The organism is Acidovorax sp. SUPP1855, assembly GCF_030158955.1.
Taxonomy (GTDB): domain Bacteria; phylum Pseudomonadota; class Gammaproteobacteria; order Burkholderiales; family Burkholderiaceae_C; genus Paracidovorax.
Window position 1 is genome coordinate 206867 of sequence record NZ_BQXI01000005.1, and the last position, 18344, is coordinate 225210.

Here is an 18344-nt window from a genome sequence, read left to right on the forward strand (position 1 = left end):
AGATTCCATACCACGGCACGCAGCCCCTCCCGTGCCGCGCCCAATCCCCCGCCGTCAGCCGGTGTTGCGCAGCCCCGCCGCGATGCCGTTGATCGAGATGTGGATGCCGGTCTGCACGCGCTCGTCGCCCTGCCCGCCGCGCCAGCGGCGCACCAGTTCGACCTGCAGGTGGTGCAGCGGGTCGATGTACGGAAAGCGGTGGCGGATCGACCGGGCCAGAGCGGTGTTGTGCGTCAGGCGGTGCTTGTCGCCGGTGATGCGGGTGAGCGCATCGGCGGTGCGCTGCCATTCCGCTTCGATGGCGCCGAAAACCTTCTTGCGCAGGCGCGTGTCGGCCACCAGTTCGCTGTAGCGCGAGGCCAGGGCCAGGTCGCTCTTGGCCAGCACCATGTCCATGTTGGACAGCAGCGTGCCGAAGAACGGCCACTGGCGGTACATCTTCTGCAGCAGGGCCATCTGGGCCTTGGGGTCCTGGCCGGGCTGCCTGACGAAGGCTTCCACCGCGGCGCCGAAGCCGTACCAGCCCGGCAGCGTGAGCCGGCACTGGCCCCAGCTGAAGCCCCAGGGAATGGCGCGCAGGTCTTCGATGCGCTGGCTGGGCTTGCGCGAGGCCGGGCGCGAGCCGATGTTCAGCTCGGCGATCTCGCGGATGGGCGTGGAGTTGAAGAAGTAATCGGTGAAGCCCGGGGTGTCGTACACCAGCGCGCGGTAGGCGCCCATGCTGGCCACCGACAGCTGCGCCGCCGCTTCCAGGAAGTCCTTGGTGGCGGGCTTGGTGGGCTGCAGCAGCGTGGCCTCCAGCGTGGCGGCGACCAGGGTCTCCAGGTTGCGCCGGCCGATCTCGGGGTTGGCGTATTTGGAGGCGATGACCTCGCCCTGCTCGGTCAGGCGGATCTGCCCGCGCACGGTGCCGGGCGGCTGCGCCAGGATGGCCTGGTAGCTCGGGCCGCCCCCGCGGCCCACGGTGCCGCCGCGGCCATGGAACATGCGCAGCTGGATGCGGTGGCTGGCCGCCAGTTCGTCGAACAGCTCCACCAGCGCGATCTCGGCGCGGTACAGCTCCCAGCTGCTGGTGAAGATGCCGCCGTCCTTGTTGCTGTCGCTGTAGCCGAGCATGATGTCCTGCTCGGCGCCGCTGGCCTGCACCATGGCGGCGAAGCCGGGCACGGCGTACAGCTCGCGCATGATGGGCGCGGCGTTGCGCAGGTCTTCGATGGTCTCGAACAGCGGCACCACGATGAGGTCGGTGGTGGCGCCGCGGGCAGCGCTACCCGGCACGGGCGGCACGGCATCGAGCGTGCCGTGCATCAGCCCCACTTCCTTTTGCAGCAGCAGCACTTCGAGCAGGTCGCTCACGGTTTCGGTGTGGCTGATGATGTAGTGGCGGATGGCCTGCGGGCCGAAGCGCTCGCGCATCTGCCGCGCCGTCTCGAAGATGGCGATCTCGCCCGTGGTGTGCTCGGAATACGTGGCGCCCACCACGCGCAGCGGCCGGGCATCGGCCAGCAGGCGCAGCAGCAGCGCGCGGCGGTCGGCCTCGGGCAGGGCCGCGTAATCGGGCTCCACGCGCGCCGTGGCCAGCAGCTCGGCGATCACCTTCTCGTGCTGGTCGGAGCTTTGGCGCAGGTCCACGGTGGCCAGGTGAAAGCCGAACACCTCCACCGCACGCACCAGCGGGTGCAGGCGCTCGGCGGCCAGCGCCGCGCCGCGGTGCGAGCGCAGCGAGGCCTCGATCACGCGCAGGTCGGCCAGGAAGGCCTCGGCATCGGGATAGGGGTTCTGCGGCGCGACGGCATGGCGCGCGGCCTCGCCGCCGGTCAGGTTGCGCAGCGTGGCGGCCAGCCGGGCGTAGATGCCGGTGAGCGCGCGGCGGTACGGCTCGTCCTGGCGGTGCTCGCTGTGGTCGGGCGAGCGCTCGGCCAGGGCCTGCATGTCGGGCGAGACCTGCACCAGCCGGGCCGACAGCGACAGCTCGCCGCCCAGAAAGTGCACCTCGGTCAGGTAATGGCGCAGCGCCACCTCGGCCTGCCGGCCCAGCGCCAGCGAGAGCGTGGCCGCGCTGACGTTGGGGTTGCCGTCGCGGTCGCCGCCGATCCACTGGCCCATGCGCAGGAAGCTCGCCACGGGCTGGTTGCCCAGTTCGCGCTCCAGATCGGCGTAGATCTTGGGGATCTCGCGCAGGAAGGTCGATTCGTAGTACGACAGCGCGTTCTCGATCTCGTCGGCCACGGTGAGCTTGGTGTAGCGCAGCAGGCGCGTCTGCCACAGCTGGGCCACGCGGGCGCGCAGCCGCGCCTCGTTGGCCGCCAGCTCGCGCGGGGTGAGCGCGTCCTTGGCGCTGTTGTACAGCTGGGCGCGCACCTGGATGTCGCCGCGCTCGGCCAGCAACTGGGCGATGTCGCGCTCGGCATCCAGAATGCTCTTGCGCTGCACCTCGGTCGGGTGGGCGGTGAGCACGGGCGCCACGTAGCTCCTGGCCAACGTCTGCGAGATGGTGCGCGGCGCGATGCCCGCCCAGCGCATGCGCGCCAGGGCCACCTCGATGCTGCCCTCCTGCGCGCTGCCTGCGCGCTCGTGCACGGTGCGGCGGCGGATGTGGTGCCGGTCCTCGGCCAGGTTGGCCAGGTGGCTGAAATAGGTGAAGGCGCGGATCACGCTGACCGTCTGGTCGCCCGACAGGCCCTTGAGCAGCTTCTTGAGCGCCTTGTCGGCCTCCTGATCGGCATCGCGTCGAAAGGCCACCGACAGCTTGCGCACCTGCTCCACGAGGTCGTAGGCGGCGACCCCTTCCTGCTCGCGGATCACGTCGCCCAGGATGCGGCCCAGCAGCCGGATGTCCTGGATCAGCGGCAGGTCCTTGTCGGTCCTGCGGGGGGCGGCCGGTGCGGGTGCGGCGTCGGTCTTGCGGGGGGTCGCGTTCATGCGGAAAAGGTCTCCTGCGCGCTCGGGCGCATCATGGACAGAGGGCGGCGGCTGCTGCGGGCCCATGCTAGCATCCCCGCTGCCCGCGCCGCCCGGCGCACCCGCCCCGCGCACCCCCGGCCTTCCTCCCGTGCCCGGCGGCCCTTCTACCGCGATGAACCCCTTCGAAACCCCCACCCATTTCCCCTTCGTGATCGCCACCCGCGAAAGCCGCCTGGCCCTGTGGCAGGCCGAGCATGTGCGCGCCCTGTTGCAGGCACGCGGCCACACCGTGACGCTGCTCGGCATGACCACCAAGGGCGACCAGATCCTGGACCGCACGCTCAGCAAGGTGGGCGGCAAGGGCCTGTTCGTGAAAGAGCTGGAAGTGGCGCTGGAGGAAGGCCGCGCGCACATCGCCGTGCACTCGCTGAAAGACGTGCCGATGGAGCTGCCCGACGGCTTTCACCTGGCCGCCGTGATGGAGCGCGAGGACCCGCGCGATGCCTTCGTCTCGAACCGCTTCGCGCGCCTTTCCGACCTGCCCCAGGGCGCGGTGGTGGGCACCTCCAGCCTGCGCCGCCAGGTGCTGCTGCAGGCCCTGCGGCCCGACCTGAAGATCGAGCCGCTGCGCGGCAACCTCGACACCCGCCTGCGCAAGCTCGACGAGGGGCTGTACGACGCCATCGTGCTCGCTGCCGCGGGCCTGAAGCGCCTGGGCCTGCACGATCGCATCCGCGCCACGTTCGAGCCCTCCGAGATGCTGCCCGCCGCCGGCCAGGGCGCGCTGGGCCTGGAGGTGCGCAGCCACCGGCAGGACGTGATCGCCGCGCTGGCGCCCCTGGCCCACCTGCCCAGCTGGCTGGGCGTGACGGCCGAGCGCGCCGTGAGCCGCGCCATGGGCGGCAGCTGCTCCATGCCGCTGGCCGCGTACTCGCACTGGCGGGCCGACGGCACGCTGCAGCTCGATGCCGCCTGGGGCGACCCGCACGGCGTGCTGCCGCTGGTGCGCGCCACCGTCTCCGGCACGGTGCAGACGCTGGCGCAGGCCGACGCGCTGGGCAGCGACGCCGCGGCGCAACTGTGCGCACAGGGCGCGCAGCCCGCGGGTTGAGCCCCACGCCCGCCAGCCCCAGGTGCCGCCCTTGAGCCTCGCCGCCCGCACGCCCCCCACCCGCCGCGCCATCGTCACGCGGCCCGAGCGCGATGCCGCGCAATGGGTCGTGGCCCTGCACGCGCGCGGCATCGAGGCCACGGCCCTGCCCCTGATCGCCATCGCCGGCTGCAGCGACCCCGAGGCAATCGCCGCGCTGCGCCGGGCGCGCGAGGGCTTTGGCGACTACCGCGCGGTGATGTTCGTGAGCGCCAATGCCGTGCGCTATTTCTTCGAGTCCAATCGGCCTCCAGCGCATGATCCACTAAGGCATACCGCTATAAAAACAAGAGCATGGTCCCCGGGCCCCGGCACTGCCCAGGCACTGCGGGACAGCGGCATACCCGCCGCGCGGATCGACCAGCCCGCGGCCACGGCCGGGCAGTTCGACTCCGAATCGCTGTGGGAGCGGGTGCAGCCGCAGGTGCAGCCCGGCGACCGCATCCTGATCGTGCGCGGCGCGCATGGCGAGGCCGACGGCCCGTCGGACGCCGCCCAGGGCGGCACCGGGCGCGAATGGCTGGCCGAGCAGATCGCCGCGGCCGGTGGGCAGGTGGAGTTCGTCGCCGCCTACGAGCGCGCCGCGCCGCAGCTCACGCCCGCGCAGCAGGCCCTGGCCAAGCAGGCCGCCACGGACGGCTCGCTGTGGCTGTTCAGCAGCTCCGAGGCCATCGCCCATCTCGCCGCCGCGCTGCCCGGCCAGGACTGGCGCGAGGCCCGCGCGCTGGTCACCCACCCCCGCATCGCGCAGGCCGCCGACGCCCTGGGCTTCGGGGCCGTGCGCCAGTGCCGGCCCGCCCTGGACGACGTGGTCGCCTCGATAGAATCGCACCCATGAGTTTTGAGCCCGCTTCCGCCCCCGCCGCCCCACCGCTGGCCGCACCGCCCTCCGGTGCGGCTGTGCCCGCAGCGCCCGCGAGAGGCGCCAGCGGCAACCGCTACGCGCTCTGGGCCCTGGGGTTCGTGGCCGCGGCCGGCCTGTTGGGCAGCGTGCTGCTGTGGCAGCGCCTGAACACCATCCAGGAGCAACTGGCGCGGCAGACCGCCGACTCCGGCACCCAGGCCATCGAAGCCCGCACCCTCGCCCACCAGGCGCTGGACGTCTCGCGCGAAACCGCCGCACGGCTCACCGTGAACGAAACCCGCGTGAGCGAAGTGGCCCTGCAGCGCGCCCAGCTCGAAGAATTGATGCAGAGCCTGTCGCGCTCGCGCGACGAGAACCTGGTGGTGGACATCGAATCCGGCATCCGCCTGGCCCAGCAGCAGGCCCAGCTGACCGGCAGCCTGGAGCCGCTGGTGGCCGCCCTCAAGAGCGCCAACCAGCGCATCGAACGCGCCGCCCAGCCTCGCCTCGCGCCCCTGTCGCGTGCCATCGGCCGCGACCTGGAGCGCATCGGCGCCGCCCAGGTGACCGACACCGCCGGCCTGCTCGCGCGGCTCGACGATCTGGTGCGGCAAGTGGACGAGCTGCCCCTGCAGAACGCCGTCGCCCAGGCCGCGGCCACGCGCCGCATGAATGCCCAGGTGTCCGCGGGCGACGCCGCCGCGTCGCCCGCCGCGCCCAGCCCCTGGTGGCAGTCCGCGCTGCAGCGCGCGTGGGAAGTCGTGCGCGACGAGGCCCGCGGCCTGCTGCGCGTGAGCCGCATCGACCGGCCCGAGGCCATTTTGGTGTCGCCCGACCAAGCGTTTTTCCTGCGCGAGAACCTGAAGCTCAAGCTCATGAACGCCCGCCTGGGCGTGCTGGCCCGCCAGCTCGACTCGGCCCGCGCCGACCTGGCCGCCGCCAGCGCCGCGCTCAACCGCTACTTCGACCCCGCGTCGCGCCGCACGCAGATGGCCGCCACGGTGCTGCAGCAGGCCCAGTCGCACATCCGCACGGCCGAGCTGCCGCCGCTGGACGAAACCCTGTCCGCCCTGGCCACGGCCGCGGCGGGCCGCTGAGCCGCCGGAGGACCGCCCACCCATGCGCGCCGCACTCTGGTTTCTGGCACTTTTTGGCGTGGCCGTCGCGGCCGCGCTGTTCGCGGGCAACAACCAGGGCACGGTGACCCTGTTCTGGCCGCCCTACCGCGTCGATCTGTCGCTCAACCTCGTCCTGCTGCTGCTGGTCGGCGGCTTCGCCACGCTGTATGCGGCGCTGCGCGCCCTGGCCGCGCTGCTGGAGCTGCCCCGCCAGGCGCGGCGCTGGCGCGCCCAGCAAAAGGAGCGCTCCATGCACGCGGCGCTGCTCGATGCGCTGTCGCAGCTGCTGGCCGGGCGCTTCATCCGCTCGCGCAAGGCCGCCACCGCCGCCCTCGCGCAGGAGAGCGCGCTGGAGGCATCGGGCGAGGCCGTGCCGCACGGCCGCCAATTGCGCACGCTGGCCCATCTGGTGGCCGCCGAAAGCTCGCACGCCCTGCAGGACCGCGCCACGCGCGAGGCGCATTTGCAGAACGCGCTCAACAACATTCCCGACCGCGCGCCGGTCACCGAGCTGGAGCTGCGCGAAGGCGCGCACCTGCGCGCGGCCCGCTGGTCGCTGGACGAGCGCGATGCCAACGCCGCGCTCGAACGCCTGGCCGCCCTGCCCCAGGGCGCGGCCCGGCGCACGCTGGCGCTGCGCGCGCGCCTGAAGGCCACGCGCCTGGCCCATCAAACGCAGGAAGCCCTGGAGACCGCGCGGCTGCTGGGCAAGCACCGGGCGTTTTCGCCCGCCGCGGCGCAGAGCATCGTGCGCGGCCTGGCCATGGAGCTGCTGAACGGCGCGCACGACCCGGCCCAGCTGCAACAGGTCTGGATGTCGCTGGAGCCCGCCGAGCGCGCCATGCCCGAGCTGGCCATCCATGCGGCGCAGCGCCTGAGCACGCTGGGCGGCGATGCCGGCCAGGTGCGCCAATGGCTGCTGCCCGTGTGGGAACGCATGGTGGAACTGCCGCACGCCATTCCCGACCACCAGGCGCTCAAGCTGGTGCGCGCCCTGGAAAACAACCTGGACGCGCTCGACGCCGCCTGGCTCGCCCGCATCGAATCGGCGCAGCAGGCCAACCCCCGCGATGCGCGCCTGCAGTACCTGGCCGCCATGGCCTGCCTGCGACGCCAGCTGTGGGGCAAGGCACAGCAACTGTTCACCCAGTCCACGGGGCAATTGGGCGATGCCAGCCTGCGCTGCAGCGCGTGGCGCCACCTGGCTGAACTGGCCGAGCAGCGCGGCGACGCCGTGGCCGCGGCCACGGCCTGGAAGAACGCGGTCCTGGCGTCCTGACGCAAGGCCGGGCCCAGGCGCCGTGCCTGGGCTTGCGCCTTCCCCCCTCTCTCTCTACGGCAGCCCTTGGCCGTGGCCGCGTTACGCCAGCGCGACCGCCGGTGCCGCATCCAGATTCCAGCCGCCCTCCTCCCACGTCCACACCACCTGCGGCGCAATCGCCTGCAGAAAATGCCGGTCGTGCGACACCACCAACAGCGCGCCGGTGAACGACGCCAGCGCGGACTGCAGCGCCTCCACGGCCCGCGCATCGAGGTGGTTCGTGGGTTCGTCCAGCAGCAGCATCTGCGCCGGATCGCCGCTCCACAACGCGCAGGCCAGCGCGGCCTTGATGCGCTCCCCGCCGCTCAAGGTGCCCGCCGGCCGCTGCACGCAGGCGGCGTCCAGCCCCAGCTGTGCGAGCCGGGTCCGCAAGGCAGCGGTCGACAGCGGCGATCCGGTCTGCGCCAGCCGCTCCAGCACGCTGAGCCCCGGCGGCAGCAGCGCCGCGCTGTGCTGGTCGAGCCAGGCGGTGCGCACCATGCACTGCACCCGGCCGGACTCGGGCGCCAACTGCCCCGCCACCATGCGCAGCAGCGTGGTCTTGCCGCAGCCGTTCGGGCCGGTGATGGCGATGCGCACCGGCCCGCTCCACACCCCGTCGAGCGCTGGGGGCGGGCCGCTGCGCCGTGGCGACCACGGCAGGGGCGGCACGGCGCGCTCCAGCCGCAGCACCGGCTTGGCCAGCGGAATGGCGCTGTCCGGCAACGGCAGTGCCAGGGCCTCGGCGGGCGCCAACCGGCCGGCGGCCTCGCGCACGGCGGCATCCAGCCGCTCCCCCGCCTCTTCGCGGCGCACATGTTCTCGCCCTGCGAAGGCCTCTGCACGGCTTTTTTGAAGGCCCAGCAGCAGGGGCGACTGGTTCGCGTCCTGCGCTGCCGCGCGGCCTCGGGCGGCCCGCCGCATCTGCGCGTCGTGCTGCCGCCGCAAATCGCGTTGTGCGGCATCGCGCTCGGCGCGCGCATGGTGCAGCGCGGCCTGGGCCGCCTGGGCCTCGGCATCGCGCTGCGCCGCATAGACATCCCACGCACCGCCGTAGTGGCGCAGGCCTTGCGGGGTGAGCTCGGCGATGCGGTCCACCGCCTCCAGCAGCGCGCGGTCGTGCGTGGCCACCAGCACCGCGCCCCGCCAGTCCGCCAGGGCCGACAGCAGCCAGCGCCGGGCGGGCGCATCGAGGTGGTTGGTGGGCTCGTCCAGCAGCAGCACGTCGGCACCCGAAAGAAAAGCGCCCGCCAGCGCCACGCGGGCCCGCTCGCCGCCGCTCAGGCAGGCCGCTTCGCGATCCGGGGACAGGTGGCCCAGCCCCACGCCGTCGAGCGCGCGCTGCCAGCGGGCCGCGCAGTCCCACTGCCCGTCCGCGAGCAGCAGGTCGGCTTCATCGCCCTGCCCGGCCTCCAGGCGGGCCAGCGCCCCCAGCACGGAGTCGATGCCCGCCAGCGCCGCCACGGTACCACCCGGGCGGTGCTGGTCCACCGCGTGCAGGCGGCCCGGCCGCTCCACCGTGCCTGAAGCCGGCGCCAGCGCGCCGGCCGCCAGGGCGAGCAGCACGCTCTTGCCCACGCCGTTGTCGCCCACCAGGCCGGTGATGCCGGGGGCGAGGTGGAGCGTGGGCGGCTCGGCCCAGAGCGCCTCGCCGTCGGGCCGCAGCCATTGCACCCGGGCCAGGCGCAGCAGCGCGCCCTCCCGCGCCGGCGCGCAAGCCGCCAGGGGAGAAGACATGGAAGAAGAGGAAAGGGAAACGGATGCGGTGCGCGCTGCACCGCGGGGCGGACGGGCGTCCGCGTTGAATGTCGCCATGGTCGAGCTCCAAGCCATCGAATCGGCCGCCTCCCCGGATCGGTGGGGCAAGCGGAACGGACGGAGGGGGCTTACAGGCGCATGGGTGAAGAACCTCGGTGGCGGCGATCGGAGCGATCGAAGGGCCGGACTATACGGCGGCAGCACCGGCAGCGCAAATTCACTTAGGTGAAATGGATTACGAATAGTACAATTTTCGAATCCATCCGACGGAGACCGCCATGAACGCCGTGCCAAGACTGAAACCCGACCTGTCCACCCTGCCCCCGCCCGCCGCCGTGCAGCAGCTGCACCACTACGCCTATAAGGCGCGCGACGCCGAGGAAACGCGGCAGTTCTACGAAGACATCCTGGGCCTGCCGCTCTACCACATCATCCAGAGCGACCACGTGCCCAGCACGGGCGAGTACTGCCCCTACACGCACTTCTTCTTCCGGCTGAAGGACGGCTCGTTCATCGCCTTCTTCGACCTGGGCGACGACGTGAAGGCCGAGCCCTCGCCCAACACCCCACTGTGGGTCAACCACATCGCGTTCCGCGTGGACACGGTGCAGGAGCTGGAGAACACCAAGGCCCGCCTGGAGGCGCATGGCGTCGAAGTGCTCGGCGTGACCGATCACCACATCTTCAAGAGCATCTACTTCTTTGATCCGAACGGCATCCGACTGGAGCTGTCGGCGCAGCTGGCCGATGCGCAGCAGATGGAAAAGGACAGCACGGTGGCCCACCAGCGCCTGAACGAGTGGACCGCGCGCAAGGAGCAGTGGCGCAAGGAGCGCGCCGAGGGCAAGAGCGCCGCACCGCTCAAGCCCGCGCAGAACGATCGGCCGGAATACGCCAAGGCCTGACCGGCCCGCATCGCTGCGCCTCGGCCTGGGCATCGGCCTGGGGCCGGGGCCGGCCGCTCAATCGTCCAGCGTTTCGCGCCCGCGCATGACCTGGTGGCGCTCCCAGTAGTGCTCCAGCGTCGCCTTGAAGCGCTGCTTGTCCTTCTTGAGGCCCGGCAGCTTGAGCTTCGTGCTCTTGGCGCGCAGCAGGCTTTTTTCCGGGTGCGTGATGGTGAGCGAATCGCCCAGGATGCTGTCCTTGAAGGCCATGGCCTTCACCGCGTCCCAGGGCACCGTGGTGCCATCGGCCGATGTGGTGATGCCTTCGTGGCTCACCTGCACCGTGTGGCCGCCCTTCAGCGCGAACTGGCGCGCCGGAAAGTACTTGAGCACCACCGCCAGTTCCTCGGCGGTGGCCGGCTCGTAGCGGTAGGCCAGGCTGCGTTCGTGGCCCTGCGCGAAGGCCTGCTCATAGTCGCTCCACAGGCGCTGCTCGATGGCGTCTGCCGTGAGGATGTCCTGCGCCCAGGTGCGCTCGGGCGGCCGAACCACGATGGCACCGTAGTCCGATTCGGGCAGCACCCAGCCCACGTTGCGGATGCGTTCGGGCATGAGCGGGTGGGTGTCGAACGGATGGGGCACGTTGGCCGTCTGCATCGCGGTGCGGAACTCCGCCGACTGCGCATAGGGCGGCAGCACGCTCGAGATGAAGTGCGCGATGCCCAGATCGCCCGCCAGTTGCTCTTCCTTGTCGAACAGGTCGCTCTCGATCTTGTGGCGGTACCTGGCATAGGCCGCGATCTTGACCAGCGACTGCCCGATGGCCTGGGGCGAGACCAGTTGCGCGGCGATGCGGTCGGCCTGGAACTCGCGCGCCCGGCTGTCGCGGGCCAGCGCCCATTCGAAGATCAGGCGGTACAGGCCCAGCAGCGGGGACACCACCGCCGTCAGGCCGGAGGTGCGCATGGCATGGTGGTACTGGTCGTACTGCACCAGTTTCGGCCCCAGGCGCGCGCTGCTCTCGGTGTCGCCGCCGCCCAGGTGGGCCAGCTCGTGGGCGAACACCGCGTCGGCCTCGGACTGGTCGAGCAGGCGCAGCAGCGGAATGCTGACGAACAGCGTGCGCCCGGTGAGCACCTGCCCTGCGACGTGGATGGGCGCTTCGGTCACGAAGAAATTGGCGTCGATGCCGGCCACGATGTGCTGCGGCGGCGCGGTCTGGAGCCGCGCGGCCATGTGGCGGATGCGCTGCCACAGCAGAGGCGCGTCGGCCTCCTGCACCAGCTCGCCCTCGACCTCGCTGTGGCGGTTCACCCGCTTGAAGATGCCCACCACCGCCAGCACCACGGCCACCGCCACGCCGATCGCCACCGCCATGATGAGCTTGGGCGAATAGCGGTGCCAGAAATACGCCGTCACCCAGAACGACAGCCAGGCCACCATCGCGCCCTGCACCACCACCTCCAGCGCGCTCGCGGCGGTCATCAGGCGCCAGCCGGCCACGAAGCTCGCGTGCTGCAGCCGGCGGTTGACGAAAGCCAGCGCCCCGAGCGCCAGCGCGGCCACCAGCACCAGCGCGCCGGCCACCAACGTCCACAGCGCCACGGTGCGCGCCACGAAGAACTGCCAGTTGTTGGAGTACGGCGGGCACATGGCCTCGCGGTATTCCTGGGCATCGGGCGTGCGGTCGGTGCAGATCGTGGAGGGCGGATGGGCCCGGTAGTAGTCCTTCTGTTCCTGCCGGTTCGCCGGGGACAGGTCTGTGGCGGCGTCGATGCGCGATTCGATGGCGACCAGGAACCTGGCGTCCAGGTCGCGCTGCACATGGTTCGCGAAGAACAGGGTGACCAGCGGCACCGCGAACAGAGACAGCACCGACCAGAGAAAGGCTTTGCCGAGACCGGCGCGCAGCGAGGGATGAAGGGCCATGGGTGCGGATTTGTTGGAATGGGAATAGGACCTTGGCGGTACGGCATGGAGCCGGCCACCCCCTGGCGGGTGCGCCGGATGGCTCCGGGCCGACGATTATCGGCAGCCATCTTGCTCACATCCCCTTGCAGCCTTCGGCAAAAGGTAACAAAGCGATAGCAGATCCGGCCCGCCCGCCGGGCCCAGCGCCCGCGGAGCGCCGGTGCCGCTGCCTTAAAATGCTCGGTCCCCTTCCTGACCCGAAGCCCAGGCAGCCGCCTGCCCGTTGGCCTCTTCTTGCACCCACCAGACCCCATGAGCTCGCCCCTGAACCAACCCGGCCTTGAAAGCCTGTCCAAATCCTTCGAGCCCGCTGCCATCGAGGCCCATTGGGGCCCCGAGTGGGAACGCCGGGGCTATGGCGATGCGGGCTACCGTGGCTCGCGCCAGGCCCAGGCGGGCGAGCCCGCCTTCTCCATCCAGCTGCCACCGCCCAACGTGACGGGCACGCTGCACATGGGCCATGCGTTCAACCAGACCATCATGGACAGCCTCACGCGCTACCACCGCATGAAGGGCTTCAACACGGCGTGGATTCCGGGCACCGACCACGCGGGCATCGCCACGCAGATCGTGGTGGAGCGCCAGTTGCAGGAGCAGGGCATCAGCCGCCACGACATGGGCCCGACACCGCCCGAGGCGCGCAAGAACTTCGTCGCCAAGGTCTGGGAGTGGAAGGAACACAGCGGCAACACCATCACCACGCAGATGCGCCGCATGGGCGACAGCGTGGACTGGAGCCGCGAATACTTCACCATGGACGACAAGCTCTCCAAGGTGGTCACCGACACCTTCGTGCGCCTGTACCAGCAGGGCCTGATCTACCGCGGCAAGCGCCTGGTGAACTGGGACCCGAAACTGCAGTCCGCCGTGTCCGACCTCGAAGTGGAGAACGAAGAGAAGGACGGCTCGCTCTGGCACATCGCCTACCCGCTGACCGACGGCAGCGGCAGCCTCACGGTGGCCACCACCCGCCCCGAGACCATGCTGGGCGACGTGGCGCTGATGGTGCACCCCGAGGACGAGCGCTATACCGCGCTCATCGGCAAGACGGTGACGCTGCCACTGGTGGGCCGCGAGATCCCCATCATTGCCGATGCCTACGTGGACAAGGAATTCGGCACCGGCGTGGTCAAGGTCACGCCCGCGCACGACCCCAACGACTACCAGGTCGGCCAGCGCCACAACCTGCCGATGATTACGGTGCTTGATTTGCAAGCCCATGTCATCGCGCACCCTGCCGGAGATGACGCAGCAAGGATGCAAGAGCTTCGTCAGCGCCTTGATTCAGGAGAAACATCCTTCTTGATTGCGAACTCCCTTGCCAACTACGAAGGTCAAGTAGCCATTCCGGCCAAGTATCGGGGCCTGGACCGCTTCGTGGCTCGCAAGGCCATCGTGGCCGACCTGGAAGCCGCGGGCGCCCTGGTCGAGACCAAGAAGCACAAGCTGATGGTGCCCATCTGCACCCGCACGGGCCAGGTGGTCGAACCCATGCTGACCGACCAGTGGTTCGTGGCCATGGGCAAAGTGAGCGAAAAAGACCCGACCGGCAAGAGCATCGCGCAGAAAGCCATCGACGCCGTGGCCTCGGGCGAGGTGCAGTTCGTGCCCGAGAACTGGGTCAACACCTACAACCAGTGGATGAACAACATCCAGGACTGGTGCATCAGCCGCCAGCTGTGGTGGGGACACCAGATCCCGGCGTGGTACGACGAAGCGGGCAACGTGTACGTGGCGCGCGACGAGGCCGAGGCGCAGGCGCAGGCCGGTGCGGGCAAGGTGCTCACGCGCGACGAGGACGTGCTGGACACGTGGTACTCCGCCGCGCTCGTGCCCTTCTCCTCGCTCGGATGGCCCGAAGCCCTTGACGATCAGAACGCCACCAAGGACTACGACCTCTACCTGCCCTCCTCCGTGCTGGTGACGGGCTACGACATCATCTTCTTCTGGGTCGCCCGGATGATCATGATGACCACGCACTTCACCGGCCGCGTGCCGTTCAAGCACGTGTACATCCACGGCCTGGTGCGCGATGCGCAGGGCAAGAAGATGAGCAAGTCCGAGGGCAACGTGCTCGACCCGGTGGACCTGATCGACGGCATCGCGCTCGACCCCCTGCTGGAAAAGCGCTCCACCGGCCTGCGCCGCCCCGAGACCGCGCCCCAGGTGCGTAAGAACACGCAAAAGGAGTTCCCCGAGGGCATTCCCGCCTACGGCGCCGATGCGCTGCGCTTCACCTTCGCGGCGCTCGCCAGCCTCGGCCGCAGCATCAACTTCGACAGCAAGCGCTGCGAGGGCTACCGCAACTTCTGCAACAAGCTCTGGAACGCCAGCCGCTTCGTGCTGATGAACTGCGAAGGCCAGGACTGCGGCCTGCAGGAGCACACCCCGGCCGATTGCGAAGGCGGCGGCTATCTGGCCTTCAGCCAGCCCGACCGCTGGATCGTCTCGCTGCTGCAGCAGGTCGAGGCCGAGGTGGCCAAGGGCTTTGCCGAGTTCCGCCTGGACAACGTGGCCAACACGATCTACGACTTCGTCTGGAACGAGTTCTGCGACTGGTACCTGGAAATCGCCAAGGTGCAGATCCAGACCGGCACGCCGGCCGAGCAGCGCGCCACGCGCCGCACGCTCATCCGCACCCTGGAAACCATCCTGCGCCTGGCGCACCCGCTGATCCCGTTCATCACCGAAGCCCTGTGGCAGAAGGTCGCGCCCGTGGCCGGCCGCGCGGGCGAATCGGTCAGCATCGCCGCTTACCCCCAGGCGCAGCTGGAGAAGGTCGACGAAGCCGCGATCGCCCACGTGGCGCGCCTGAAGGCCTTCGTGGACGCCTGCCGCACGCTGCGCGGCGAGATGAACGTCTCGCCCGCCACGCGCCTGCCGCTCTACGCGGTGGGCGATGCGGCCTTCATGCGCTCGGCCGCGCCCGCGCTGCAGGCCCTGGCCAAGCTCAGCGAGGTGCAGGTGTTCGAGGACGATGCCGCCTGGACCGCTGCCGCGCAGGCCGCGCCCGTGGCCGTGGTGGGCGACGTCCGCCTGTGCCTGCACATGGAGATCGACGTGGCGGCAGAAAAGGCCCGCCTGTCCAAGGAGATCGCCCGCATCGACGGCGAGATCACCAAGGCGCAGGCCAAGCTGTCCAACGAGGCCTTCGTGGCCAAGGCACCGCCCGCCGTGATCGACCAGGAGAAAAAGCGCGTGGCCGATTTCGGCGCCACGCTGGCCCGCCTGCGCGACCAGCTGGCCCGGCTGGCTTGATAGCGCGGGCTTCGCCCCCACGTTCACCCTTTACGACACCGACTGACCGACCCCAAGAAGGACCATCGATGACCGACAACACTTCCGCGATCCGCAAAGCCGTGTTCCCCGTGGCAGGCCTGGGCACCCGCTTCCTGCCCGCCACCAAGGCATCCCCCAAGGAAATGCTCCCCGTGGTGGACAAGCCCCTGATCCAGTACGCGGTCGAGGAAGCCTATTCCGCCGGCATCCGCCACATGATCTTCGTGACCGGCCGCAGCAAGCGCGCCATCGAAGACCATTACGACACCGCCTACGAGCTGGAAAACGAACTCGAAGCCGCCGGCAAGAACGACCTGCTGCAGCTGGTGCGCTCGGTCGCCCCCAGCGACATGGACTGCGCCTTCGTGCGCCAGCCCCGCTCGCTGGGCCTGGGCCATGCCGTGCTGTGCGCCGAGCCGCTGGTCGGCCGCGAGCCCTTCGCCGTGCTGCTGGCCGATGACCTGATGGTCGGCCTGCCCGGCGGCCAGCCCGTGCTGGCGCAGATGGCCACCGCGTTCCGCAAGCAGGGCCGCTCGCTGCTGGCCGTGCAGGAAGTGCCCGCCGACCAGGTGCGCCGCTACGGCATCGTGGCCGGCGAGCCCGCCGGTGGCCCCCTGATCCGCATCGACCGCATCGTGGAAAAGCCCGCACCGGAAGACGCCCCATCGCGCATGGGCGTGGCCGGCCGCTACATCCTCACGCCCGGCGTGTTCGACGAGATCCGCAACCAGCCCCAGGGCGTGGGCGGCGAGATCCAGTTGACCGATGCCATCGCCCGCCTCATGGCGCGCGAGGCCGTGTACGCCTTCCGCTATGAAGGCAAGCGCTACGACTGCGGCAGCAAGGAAGGCTTTCTGGAAGCGACGGTGGAACTGGCGCTGCAGCACCCGCAGGTGGGTGCCGCCTTCCGCGAATACCTCAAGACCGTGGAGATCTGAAACAGGCGCGGGGCCCGGTGCGGCCCTGCACTGAGGGTACTGCGGACACAAATTGGCCCGGTCACCGCTGCGTCGGCGCGGTGCCGGGCCGGATCAGCTCCTGAGACGGAAAGGCCGCCCTGCTGGCGCTCAGCGCCGGCGCAGCAGGTGGATGAATTCGTCGCCCACCGTCTGCTGCTCGACCAGCTCGTTGCCCGTCTGCTTGGCGAATGCCTGGAAGTCCCGCAGCGAGCCGTTGTCGGTGGAGACCACCTTGAGCAGCTGGCCGCTCACCATGTCGGCCAGGGCCTTCTTGGCCTTGAGAATGGGCAGCGGGCAATTGAGACCGCGGGTGTCGATTTCCTTGTGGATGTCCATCACATGCTTCCTGGGCGAATGAGCCCCATTCTAAGCAGCGGAAGGGGCTGCGCCGCTGTGGAACAGATCCACGAATTCGGGTTCGATGCCTTGGGTTCGCAGCCAATCCGCCAGAGCGTAGCCGGTGCCCGCGGGCCAGCACTTCACGGCCTCGGGCGCCAGCAGGCGGTAGTCCACCAGTTCGGGCGACAGCCGCACCTCGCCGTGCGCCACCGCGTGGTAGGCGATGATGACCTGGTTCATGCGCTGGAAGTCGTACACGCCGATGAGCGCCAGCGCGCTCACATCGAGGTTGGTCTCTTCCTTGATCTCGCGCGTGATGCCCTCCTGCGGCGTCTCACCCGCCTCCATGAAGCCCGTGATCAGCGCGTACTGCTTGCCCGCCCAGGCCGCATTGCGCGCCAGCAGCACCTGCCCGTCACGCACCACCACCGCCGCCAGCACAGGCGTGGGGTTGTTCCAGTGCGTCCAGCCGCAGGCCGGGCAGCGCAGGCGCTCCACATCGCCGCCATCCTCGGCCACCGTAATGCGCGCCAGGGGCGTGGCGCAGTGGGTGCAGAAATGGGTTTCGTACATAGGCGCTACATTTTCAATAGCAGACAAGGCAATGAATACCCCGGCATGCGGCCTTTTTCAGCCTGAACACCGGGGCGGCGCCCCATCCAGGGCATCCCAGCGGCCGGCTCACGCCGGGAACACGCCCGTGGACAGGTAGCGGTCGCCCCGGTCGCAGACCACGAAGACGATGGTCGCATTGGATTCGCGCCGCGCGATCTCCTGCGCGGCCCAGCAGGCGCCCGCCGCCGAGATGCCGGCAAAGATGCCCTCTTCGCGCGCCATGCGCCGGCACATGTCCTCGGCGTCGTCCTGGCCCACGTTGATCGTCTCGTTCACCGCGCTCGGGTCGTAGATCTTGGGCAGGTATTCCTGCGGCCATTTGCGGATGCCGGGGATGCGCGAGCCTTCCTTGGGCTGTGCGCCGATGATCTGAATGGCGGGGTTCTTTTCCTTCAGGAAACGCGACACGCCCGTGATGGTGCCTGTGGTGCCCATGGCGCTCACGAAGTGGGTGATGCGCCCTTCGGTCTGCTCCCACAGCTCGGGGCCCGTGGTCTCGTAATGGATGCGAGGGTTGTCGGGGTTGGCGAACTGGTCCAGCACCACGCCCTTGCCCTGCTTGACCATGGTCTCGGCCAGATCGCGGGCGTATTCCATGCCGCCGCTCTTGGGGGTGAGGATCAGCTCGGCGCCGAAGGCCTTCATGGTCTGCGCGCGCTCCACCGACAGGTCTTCCGGCATCACCAGCACCATGCGGTAGCCCTTGATGGCCGCGGCCATGGCCAGCGCGATGCCGGTGTTGCCCGAGGTGGCCTCGATCAGCGTGTCGCCCGGCTGGATGTCTCCGCGCTCCTGCGCCCGGCGGATCATCGACAGCGCAGGCCGGTCCTTGACCGACCCGGCCGGATTGTTGCCCTCCAGCTTGCCCAGCACCACGGTGCCGCGCTCTGCGTTCTCTTGCGCGCCGATGCGCTGCAGCGCGACCAAGGGGGTGTGTCCAATCGCGTCTTCGATGGTGGGATAGGTCTTCATAGCGCGCTACTGTGCCATAATTCGCGGCTTCGATCTTCGCGTCGCCCGGGTGGTGGAATTGGTAGACGCAGGGGACTCAAAATCCCCCGCCGCAAGGCGTGCCGGTTCGATTCCGGCCCCGGGCACCATCAACGAGTCCGTAAGAGTCCATACTCTTCCGGACTTTGTTGTTTCTGCTTATGAAACAACATCTTAGCTGTCCCCAGGCATCCATGCCAGTCCACCCCCATCTACGCAAAATGGGGGCATAT

General features: G+C 69.9%; 13 protein-coding genes and 1 tRNA gene. 8 read left to right on the forward strand and 6 right to left on the reverse strand.

The genetic code is table 11. The features are described 5' to 3' along the window. Window positions 1-54: 54 nt before the first annotated feature. A complete protein-coding gene (ppc, locus tag AVMA1855_RS06655; RefSeq protein ID WP_284425085.1) occupies window positions 55-2922 on the reverse strand; it encodes a phosphoenolpyruvate carboxylase in 2868 nt (955 codons plus the stop codon). Window positions 2923-3076: 154 nt separating this feature from the next. Between ppc and hemC the strand changes: the two genes are divergently transcribed. From hemC to AVMA1855_RS06675, 4 genes are read left to right on the forward strand one after another with little or no spacing between them, the layout of a single operon-like run. Further along, window positions 3077-4015: a hydroxymethylbilane synthase gene (hemC, locus tag AVMA1855_RS06660; protein WP_284425118.1), complete on the forward strand. Its 939-nt coding sequence runs from the start codon at window positions 3077-3079 to the stop codon at window positions 4013-4015. A 31-nt stretch (window positions 4016-4046) separates the two neighbouring features. Then, on the forward strand, window positions 4047-4892 hold the full coding sequence (locus AVMA1855_RS06665; protein WP_284425086.1) for a uroporphyrinogen-III synthase: 846 nt from the start codon (window positions 4047-4049) through the stop codon (window positions 4890-4892). Continuing rightward, on the forward strand, window positions 4889-5995 hold the full coding sequence (locus tag AVMA1855_RS06670; protein ID WP_284425087.1) for a uroporphyrinogen-III C-methyltransferase: 1107 nt from the start codon (window positions 4889-4891) through the stop codon (window positions 5993-5995). Before AVMA1855_RS06665 ends, AVMA1855_RS06670 begins: the two co-directional genes overlap by 4 nt. Window positions 5996-6017: 22 nt before the next feature. Then, the gene (locus AVMA1855_RS06675) at window positions 6018-7295 is read left to right on the forward strand and encodes a heme biosynthesis protein HemY (RefSeq protein WP_284405910.1); all 1278 of its coding nucleotides are present in this window, start codon (window positions 6018-6020) and stop codon (window positions 7293-7295) included. 81 nt (window positions 7296-7376) lie between these two features. Here the strand turns inward: AVMA1855_RS06675 and AVMA1855_RS06680 are convergent, their stop codons facing one another. After that, window positions 7377-9053: an ATP-binding cassette domain-containing protein gene (locus AVMA1855_RS06680; RefSeq protein ID WP_284425088.1), complete on the reverse strand. Its 1677-nt coding sequence runs from the start codon at window positions 9051-9053 to the stop codon at window positions 7377-7379. A 299-nt stretch (window positions 9054-9352) separates the two neighbouring features. On the opposite strand from AVMA1855_RS06680, the gene AVMA1855_RS06685 reads away from it, so the two are divergent. Then, the gene (locus AVMA1855_RS06685) at window positions 9353-9979 is read left to right on the forward strand and encodes a VOC family protein (protein WP_284425089.1); all 627 of its coding nucleotides are present in this window, start codon (window positions 9353-9355) and stop codon (window positions 9977-9979) included. Between the two features lie 57 nt (window positions 9980-10036). On the opposite strand, the gene AVMA1855_RS06690 is transcribed toward AVMA1855_RS06685, so the two are convergent. Continuing rightward, window positions 10037-11887, reverse strand: a complete 1851-nt coding sequence (locus tag AVMA1855_RS06690) for a M48 family metallopeptidase (RefSeq protein WP_284425090.1) — start codon at window positions 11885-11887, stop codon at window positions 10037-10039. A gap of 294 nt (window positions 11888-12181) precedes the next feature. Between AVMA1855_RS06690 and AVMA1855_RS06695 the strand changes: the two genes are divergently transcribed. After that, on the forward strand, window positions 12182-15187 hold the full coding sequence (locus AVMA1855_RS06695) for a valine--tRNA ligase (protein WP_284425091.1): 3006 nt from the start codon (window positions 12182-12184) through the stop codon (window positions 15185-15187). Window positions 15188-15255: 68 nt separating this feature from the next. Then, complete coding sequence (galU, locus tag AVMA1855_RS06700) at window positions 15256-16146, forward strand: UTP--glucose-1-phosphate uridylyltransferase GalU (protein WP_284425092.1); 891 nt, start codon at window positions 15256-15258, stop codon at window positions 16144-16146. Between the two features lie 129 nt (window positions 16147-16275). On the opposite strand, the gene AVMA1855_RS06705 is transcribed toward galU, so the two are convergent. From AVMA1855_RS06705 to cysM, 3 genes are all read right to left on the reverse strand, one after another. Then, the gene (locus tag AVMA1855_RS06705; protein WP_272548545.1) at window positions 16276-16503 is read right to left on the reverse strand and encodes a sulfurtransferase TusA family protein; all 228 of its coding nucleotides are present in this window, start codon (window positions 16501-16503) and stop codon (window positions 16276-16278) included. Between the two features lie 30 nt (window positions 16504-16533). Next, on the reverse strand, window positions 16534-17079 hold the full coding sequence (locus AVMA1855_RS06710; protein WP_284425093.1) for an NUDIX domain-containing protein: 546 nt from the start codon (window positions 17077-17079) through the stop codon (window positions 16534-16536). 108 nt (window positions 17080-17187) lie between these two features. Continuing rightward, window positions 17188-18093, reverse strand: coding sequence for a cysteine synthase CysM (gene cysM / locus AVMA1855_RS06715; protein WP_284405903.1), 906 nt, complete (start codon window positions 18091-18093; stop codon window positions 17188-17190). Between the two features lie 43 nt (window positions 18094-18136). On the opposite strand from cysM, the gene AVMA1855_RS06720 reads away from it, so the two are divergent. Continuing rightward, window positions 18137-18221, forward strand: a tRNA-Leu gene (locus AVMA1855_RS06720). The last annotated feature ends 123 nt before the right edge of the window (window positions 18222-18344 follow it).

Coding starts and splice junctions, on each gene's coding strand:
- ppc (WP_284425085.1), bottom strand. CDS start 2,922: ATGAACGCGACCCCCCGCAAGACCGACGCCGCACCCGCACCGGCCGCC.
- hemC (WP_284425118.1), top strand. CDS start 3,077: ATGAACCCCTTCGAAACCCCCACCCATTTCCCCTTCGTGATCGCCACC.
- AVMA1855_RS06670 (WP_284425087.1), top strand. CDS start 4,889: ATGAGTTTTGAGCCCGCTTCCGCCCCCGCCGCCCCACCGCTGGCCGCA.
- AVMA1855_RS06675 (WP_284405910.1), top strand. CDS start 6,018: ATGCGCGCCGCACTCTGGTTTCTGGCACTTTTTGGCGTGGCCGTCGCG.
- AVMA1855_RS06680 (WP_284425088.1), bottom strand. CDS start 9,053: ATGTCTTCTCCCCTGGCGGCTTGCGCGCCGGCGCGGGAGGGCGCGCTG.
- AVMA1855_RS06685 (WP_284425089.1), top strand. CDS start 9,353: ATGAACGCCGTGCCAAGACTGAAACCCGACCTGTCCACCCTGCCCCCG.
- AVMA1855_RS06690 (WP_284425090.1), bottom strand. CDS start 11,887: ATGGCCCTTCATCCCTCGCTGCGCGCCGGTCTCGGCAAAGCCTTTCTC.
- AVMA1855_RS06695 (WP_284425091.1), top strand. CDS start 12,182: ATGAGCTCGCCCCTGAACCAACCCGGCCTTGAAAGCCTGTCCAAATCC.
- galU (WP_284425092.1), top strand. CDS start 15,256: ATGACCGACAACACTTCCGCGATCCGCAAAGCCGTGTTCCCCGTGGCA.
- AVMA1855_RS06705 (WP_272548545.1), bottom strand. CDS start 16,503: ATGGACATCCACAAGGAAATCGACACCCGCGGTCTCAATTGCCCGCTG.
- AVMA1855_RS06710 (WP_284425093.1), bottom strand. CDS start 17,079: ATGTACGAAACCCATTTCTGCACCCACTGCGCCACGCCCCTGGCGCGC.
- cysM (WP_284405903.1), bottom strand. CDS start 18,093: ATGAAGACCTATCCCACCATCGAAGACGCGATTGGACACACCCCCTTG.